The organism is Dietzia sp. B19, assembly GCF_014145155.1.
GTDB classification, from domain to species: domain Bacteria; phylum Actinomycetota; class Actinomycetes; order Mycobacteriales; family Mycobacteriaceae; genus Dietzia; species Dietzia natronolimnaea.
Genome location: NZ_JAALED010000532.1, coordinates 1 through 6245 on the forward strand (window position 1 = coordinate 1; position 6245 = coordinate 6245).

Annotated in this window: 6 protein-coding genes and 1 pseudogene; 3 read left to right on the forward strand and 4 right to left on the reverse strand. The window is 72.5% G+C overall.

Going from position 1 to position 6245, the window contains the following annotated elements; genetic code table 11:
- On the forward strand, positions 1–981 hold a 981-nt coding region (locus G6020_RS14520; protein WP_182611097.1), incomplete at its 5' end, for a 3-phosphoshikimate 1-carboxyvinyltransferase.
- A gap of 4 nt (positions 982–985) precedes the next feature.
- Positions 986–2035 carry a ribosome small subunit-dependent GTPase A gene (gene rsgA, locus G6020_RS14525; RefSeq protein WP_179524789.1) on the forward strand — a complete coding sequence of 350 codons (1050 nt, stop codon included), beginning with the start codon at positions 986–988 and terminating at the stop codon, positions 2033–2035.
- 13 nt (positions 2036–2048) lie between these two features.
- Here the strand turns inward: rsgA and G6020_RS14530 are convergent, their stop codons facing one another.
- The 4 genes from G6020_RS14530 to G6020_RS14545 form a co-directional block, all read right to left on the reverse strand.
- On the reverse strand, positions 2049–3167 hold the full coding sequence (locus G6020_RS14530; RefSeq protein WP_179524788.1) for a ferredoxin reductase: 1119 nt from the start codon (positions 3165–3167) through the stop codon (positions 2049–2051).
- 144 nt (positions 3168–3311) lie between these two features.
- Positions 3312–3833, reverse strand: coding sequence for a hypothetical protein (locus G6020_RS14535; protein ID WP_179524787.1), 522 nt, complete (start codon positions 3831–3833; stop codon positions 3312–3314).
- 62 nt (positions 3834–3895) lie between these two features.
- Positions 3896–5302: a wax ester/triacylglycerol synthase family O-acyltransferase gene (locus G6020_RS14540; RefSeq protein ID WP_179524786.1), complete on the reverse strand. Its 1407-nt coding sequence runs from the start codon at positions 5300–5302 to the stop codon at positions 3896–3898.
- A 3-nt stretch (positions 5303–5305) separates the two neighbouring features.
- Positions 5306–5716, reverse strand: a complete 411-nt coding sequence (locus tag G6020_RS14545) for an HAD-IA family hydrolase (RefSeq protein WP_179524785.1) — start codon at positions 5714–5716, stop codon at positions 5306–5308.
- A 263-nt stretch (positions 5717–5979) separates the two neighbouring features.
- Between G6020_RS14545 and G6020_RS14550 the strand changes: the two are divergent.
- Positions 5980–6245 (forward strand): annotated as a pseudogene (locus G6020_RS14550) (hypothetical protein); the annotation flags it as partial.

A 6245-nucleotide genomic window follows, 5' to 3' on the forward strand; every position in this document is an offset into this window, starting at 1 on the left:
CTCGCCACCGGCACCTCGACGTTCGACGGCGACCCGGCCGCGCGGGTACGACCCCAGGCCACGGTCCTGGACGCGCTCCGTGCCCTGGGCGCCGACGTCACCGGGGACAGCCTGCCGTTCACCGTCGCCGGGGCGGGCTCCCTGCGGGGTGGCCGGGTCGAGATGGACGCCTCCGCCTCGTCGCAGTTCGTCTCCGGCCTCCTGCTCTCCGCCGCCCGCTTCGACGAGGGGGTGGAGCTGATCCACGTGGGCGGTGCCGCCGTCCCGTCCGGCCCGCACATCGAGATGACACTGGCGATGCTGCGGGAATCCGGGGTGGCCGTCGAGCACCCCACCGCGTCGTCCTGGCACGTGGCACCGGGGCCGATCTCGGCCGTCGACCGCGTGGTGGAACCCGATCTGTCCAATGCGACCCCGTTCCTGGCCGCGGCCGCCGTCACCGGCGGGTCCGTCCGCGTCCCCCGCTGGCCGGTCTCCACCACGCAACCCGGGGACGCCATCCGCGGGATCCTCCGGGACATGGGCGCGTCCGTCACCCTGGAGACCGCCGACGGGGCCGAGCACGGAACCCTCGTCGTCGTCGGGCCCGACCGCCTCTCCCCCATCGAGGCGGACCTGTCCGCCATCGGTGAACTCACCCCCACGATCGCCGCGCTGTGCGCGCTCGCCGACGGCCCGTCACGGTTGACCGGGATCGCGCACCTGCGCGGGCACGAGACCGATCGCCTCGCCGCCCTCGCCGCCGAACTCGGTGCGGTGGGGTGCGGTGTCACGGAGCTCGACGACGGCCTCGAGATCGTCCCGGGCCCCCTGCGCGGTGCCCCGTGGCGCGCCTACGCCGATCACCGCATGGCGACCGCCGGCGCGATCATCGGTCTCGTGGTGCCGGGGGTCGAGGTGGACGACATCGACTCCACCGCCAAGACCATGCCGGGCTTCACCTCGATGTGGACCGCCATGCTCGCCGGGCGGGCGATGTAGGGCCATGGCCACCAGGCGGGGCGGGAGCGGGGCGCGCGGCTGGGACGAGTCCGACATCCGGATCCGGCCGGGCAAGGGGTCCAGACCCCGCACCAAGCGCAGGCCCAGCCACTCCGACGCCGCGTCCGCGATGGTCGTGAGCGTCGACCGCGGACGCTGGGGATGTGTGCTGCTGGACGACGGCCCGGACCACGTGGCCGGGACCCGGATCGTCACCATGCGGGCCCGGGAGCTGGGCCGCACGCCGATCGTCGTGGGCGACCACGTCGGCGTGGTGGGAGACCTCACCGGCACCCGGGACACCCTGTCGAGGATCGTCCGGGTCGAGGAGCGGAGCACGGTCCTGCGCCGGACCGCCGACGACTCCGACCCCTACGAGCGGGTGGTGGTGGCGAACGCCGAACTGCTGCTGATCGTGGTCGCGGTCGCGGACCCCCCGCCGCGCGCCGGCTTCGTCGCCCGCGCGCTCGTGGCGGCCTATACCGGCGGTCTCGATCCGGTCCTCTGCCTGACCAAGGGGGATCTCGACGACCCGTCGGTCTTCGCCGCCGAGTTCGAGGCGCTCGACGTCCCCGTGCTCCGGACGGGGATCGACGACGACCTCACCGCGCTGCACGAACGGATCGACGGTCGGATCTCCGCCATGATCGGCCACTCGGGCGTCGGCAAGTCCACGCTCGTCAACCGCTTGATCCCCGACGCCCACCGGGCGACCGGCGTGGTCTCCGGAGTCGGCAAGGGCCGACACACCTCGACCCAGTCGGTCGCCCTCGAACTGGGTACCGGGGGCTGGGTGGTGGACACCCCGGGGATCCGCAGTTTCGGCCTCGCGCACGTCTCGCCCGACGACGTGGTGGCGTCGTTCTCCGACCTGGACGCGATCGTGCAGGACTGCCCCCGGGGCTGTACCCACCAGGGCCCGCCCGCGGACCCGGAGTGCAGGTTCGACGCCATAGCCGACCCCGCCGTGCACCGGCGCGCCCTGGCCGTCCGCGAGCTCCTCGGCGTCCTGCAGTCCAATGACGCGTGGGCGCTGGGGACCGATCAGGACTGACGCCCCGCCGCGGTCAGAGCTTGAGCTCGACGTCCCCCAACGCCACCGAGATGCACGTCTGGATCCGCTCGCCGGGGCCGTGGTCGGTGCCGTTGCGCAGGTCGCGGACATGCCCCTCGTCGAGTCCCACGACGCAGGTCTGGCAGATGCCCATCCGGCAGCCGAACGGCATCTGCACGCCCACCTGCTCGCCGCCCTCGAGGATGGTGGTGGCACCGTCGAGCTCCACCGTCTTGCCGGTCGAACCGAACGTGACGGTCCCGCCCGAGGCCCCGGCGTCCCTGTTGACCGTGAAGCGCTCCACGTGGAGATCGTCGCGGCCGGTGGCGTCGAAGTGCTCGTCGAGCTCGTCGAGCATCGCGTTGGGGCCGCACGCCCAGGTCGGCCGCTCCGACCAGTCGGGGACGAGGGCGGACATCTGGCGGGAGTCGATGCGGCCCTCCTCGCTGGTGACCCGCAGGTGCAGGACGTACCCGGGCTGGGTCTTCTCGAGGGCGCGCAACTCCTCCAGGAAGAGTGCGTCCTCCCTCTCGCGCACCGAGTGCACGTGGACGACGTCGGGGAACGGCTCGGTGACCGAGCGGCGGTCCAACGAGCGGAGCATGCCCATGACCGGCGTGATGCCGGATCCGGCCGTGACGAACATCAGCTTGGGCGGCGTCGGCGTGGGCAGGTGGAAGTCCCCCGCCGGGGCGGCGAGGCGGACGATGGTGCCGGGCTCGACGGTGCCGACGATGTGGTTGCTGAGCAGCCCCTCGGGCAGGGCCTTGACGGTGACCGAGTACTCGCCACGGCCCGTGGTGGGCGCCGAGGTCAGGGAGTAGGAGCGCCAGGTCCAGCGGCCGTCGAGGAGGACGCCGATTCCCAGGTACTGTCCCGGCTGGTAGTGCGGGGTCGCGCCCCACCCGGGCTTGATGACGAGGGTGACGGTGTCCTCCGCCTCGCGGCGCACCGTGACCACCTCTCCACGCAGCTCCCGGGAGGACCACAACGGGTAGATGAGCGAGGAGTAGTCGTCCATCCGCAGCGGGTGGGTGAGGCGGTTGAGGAAGCGATGCGCGGCCCGCGGTTCGGGAACCCTCGCGGCCGCTGCCCGCAGTACACGGTTGAGTCCACTGGTCGACTCGGTCACTGGTGCCTCCTTGGGGCCGGGAACCGCGCGACCCGAGGACCGGGCCGACGGTGCCGGAGATGAGAACCTACGGTAGCGAAGGTTAGCGCCTGGCGGACACCGCACGGGCGTGATCCCGGTAACCGGGACGGCCCTCCGGGGTTCTCAGAGCAGATTGAGCAGGAACGGCAGCTCCGCCGCGTCGTACCAGGCGAGATCGAGGTCGAGAGCGTCCCCCACGGTGAGTTCGGCGTCCTCGTCCCCCAGGTCGGCGCGATCCACGGCCGCGACCGCGGCCTCGACGGGGCCGGCCGCGCCCGCGAGGTCCACGTGGACGGCCGCGACCTCGTCCATCGCCACGGTCCCCCTCGTCAGGCGGACGACCGCGGTGTCCAGGTCGGGCCGGGGCCGGGCGTCGGCGTCGGGGACATCCACACTCACCACCACGCGGCGGTACGGGTGCGCCTCGTGCACCGCGCCGGAGTCGATCTCACCGCCGAGCAACCGGAGCGAGGCGCGGGCGGCCTCGAGGAACGCGACGTGCTCGATCTCCTCGGTGTCCCCCTGGGCATACGACTCGACGAGCGCGGGGGTCGCGGCGAACGCGGTCGCGCTGCGTACGGGCATCTCCCCGCCGTCGAGCAGGGTCTCCAGCATCGCGAGCGTGGCAGGGATGAACAGGCGCATGGTGGTGCCTTCCTCGGGTGGGCGGGGCCGGTCGGCGGTCGGTACCGGTCGGCGGGTACCGGTCAGCGGGCGGTCCCGGTGAGCTCGTCGAGTGCCGACGAGATGAGCTCACCGATCTCCTCCACGTCCGGAACCGCCTGGCGATCCGCCGTGAATCCGCAGTAGACGATCCCCGAGTAGCTGCTCATCGACACGGCCAACGCCTGACCGTCGAGCAGCGCGGGGACGGGGTAGACCTCGGCGAGCTCGCCGTCGCCCCAGAACATCTTGTGCTGCGGTCCCGGTGCGTTGGTGACGACCAGGTCGTAACTGTCCGACGGCAACATGATCGCCGCCCGGGAGCCCAGCGCGTGCAGGGTGGGCGGGGCGAATCCGGAGAGGCGGGCCAGCGACTTGGCGCCGACGGCCTGCCTCGGGTGGCGCTGTGTGGCCGTCTCCCTCGAGATCTGCGCGAGCCGCATCCGGGGGTTGGGCTCCCCCACCGGCATGCCGATGAGGGCCGAGGCGATCTCGGCGGAGGTCGCCTCGGCCGAGACCTCCGACCCCTCGACCGGTCCGGTCTCCGAGGAGACCGCCATCGGCACGATCGCCCGGAGCGTGTCGGCCGTCGAGAGCGGGTGGCCGCAGGACAGGATCCACGAGCGCAGCGCCCCGCACAGGACGGCCAGGACCACGTCGTTGACCTTGCACCCGTGCTCCCTGGCGATCGTCCGCGCCTGGTCCAGCGGGAACGAGGCCAGTCCCACGCGGCTGCCGCGCGGGCGGGAGGTCCGGAACATCTCCGCCAGCCCCCCGGGCGGTCGCAGGACCGTCAGACTCGCGGCCCCGACCAGACCACGGCTCGCCCTCTCCACCGCGTTGACCAGTCGTGCCGAGCGCCGGACCAACTCCAACGGGTCCGTGGCGATGGTGATGAGCGCGTCCAGGACGAGCACGCCGTCGCCCGGCGAGGGCACGGGGGTCCAGGTGGCCACCTCGTCCACGTCCGCGGACGCCCTCTCGTCGGTCATGAGCACCTGAGCGAGGTCCACGGCGTTGGGGCCGCCCAGGAGGACGTGATGGGTCTTGGTGAGAACAGCCAGACGCCCGTCGGCGAGTCCCTCGATGAGGTAGAGCTCCCACAGCGGTCGGCCGGGCTCGAGCGGGCGGTCGACCAGCCTGGCCACCAGATCGGCGAGCTGGCGCACGCCCCCGGGCGCCGGCAGTGCGGACCTGCGGACGTGGAAGCTCAGGTCGAAGTCCGGATCGTCGACCCAGACCGCCCGCGCGAGCCCGAACGGGACGTACCGGATGCGCTGGCGGAACCTGGGGGCGTCGGCGAGTCTGGCGTCGACGAACTCCATGACGCGGTCGATGTCCCACGGATCGTCCCGGGAGACGAGCGCGAGGGAACACGAGTGCCGACTCCGCGATCGGGTGGCGTCCCCGAGGAGCAGATCCGCGTCCGCCGTCGCCAGCCTGGTCGCCACGGGTCAGACCGCCTCGTCCAGCCCGAGCAGTCCCCGGATCTCCACGGCCGCACGGTCGAACACCTGGTAGAACACGCCGATCATGCCGGTCTGGACGGCGCCCAGGACGTTCTCGATGGCGTCGTCGACCATGACGCACTCCCGGGGCTCCAGCTCGAGCCGTCGCGCCGCCTCGAGGAACGCCTCGGGATCGGGCTTCTCGACGCCGGTCCGGCCGCTGAGCACCACGTGATCGATGCCGTAGGCGCGGGCGTCCTCACGCACCCGATCGGCCCCCGGCCCCTCGGGCTCGTTGCTGAGGACCGCCAGGCGCACGTCGTTGGCACGCGCACCGAGAAGGATCTCCCGCCAGCTCTCGCGGTCCTCATCCGTGCCGTCCAGCACCCCGAAGTAGTCGACAATCAGTCCTCGCATGGGGACAGCCTAGGCAACGCCCGTCGACGGTGCAGGAGCGGAGCCGGAACCGACCGCCCGTCCCCGTGCGTCAAACGACATAGAAGAACGCGAGACCGGCCCGGTCCTCGCCGGAGGGAGCAGGAGAACGCATGGCCCCGACACCCGTGTCACCGCCGTCGACGGGACGATCCACGCCCTGTCGGGACGCCTCGTTCGACGAGTGCAGGGTCAGACCACTCCCCTCCACGGAACCCGTCTCCGCTGCCCGACGGCACGACCGGATGAGCCCACCGGTCGCGGATCCGGTGGCGGTCCCGGTGCCCGTGCCGGACCCCGAGCACGCGGTACCGGTCCCGGCGAGGCGGGCGGCCCACGCCCTGGTGATCATGGCCCTCGAGGTCGTCGACCGGAAGCGGGCCCCACACCACACCCGGGGCGCGTTCCCACCCCACCTCGTCGAGATGCTCAGGACCCTGGCCCGCGGAGGGGTCCCGGGCCGGCACCTCGGTCCCGCTCGGGTCCACCGCCTCCACATCCACGCCGCCGA

Excerpts from the sequence above, each read along its gene's own strand:
- rsgA (WP_179524789.1), top strand. The coding sequence starts at position 986 with ATGGCCACCAGGCGGGGCGGGAGCGGGGCGCGCGGCTGGGACGAGTCC.
- G6020_RS14535 (WP_179524787.1), bottom strand. The coding sequence starts at position 3,833 with ATGCGCCTGTTCATCCCTGCCACGCTCGCGATGCTGGAGACCCTGCTC.
- G6020_RS14545 (WP_179524785.1), bottom strand. The coding sequence starts at position 5,716 with ATGCGAGGACTGATTGTCGACTACTTCGGGGTGCTGGACGGCACGGAT.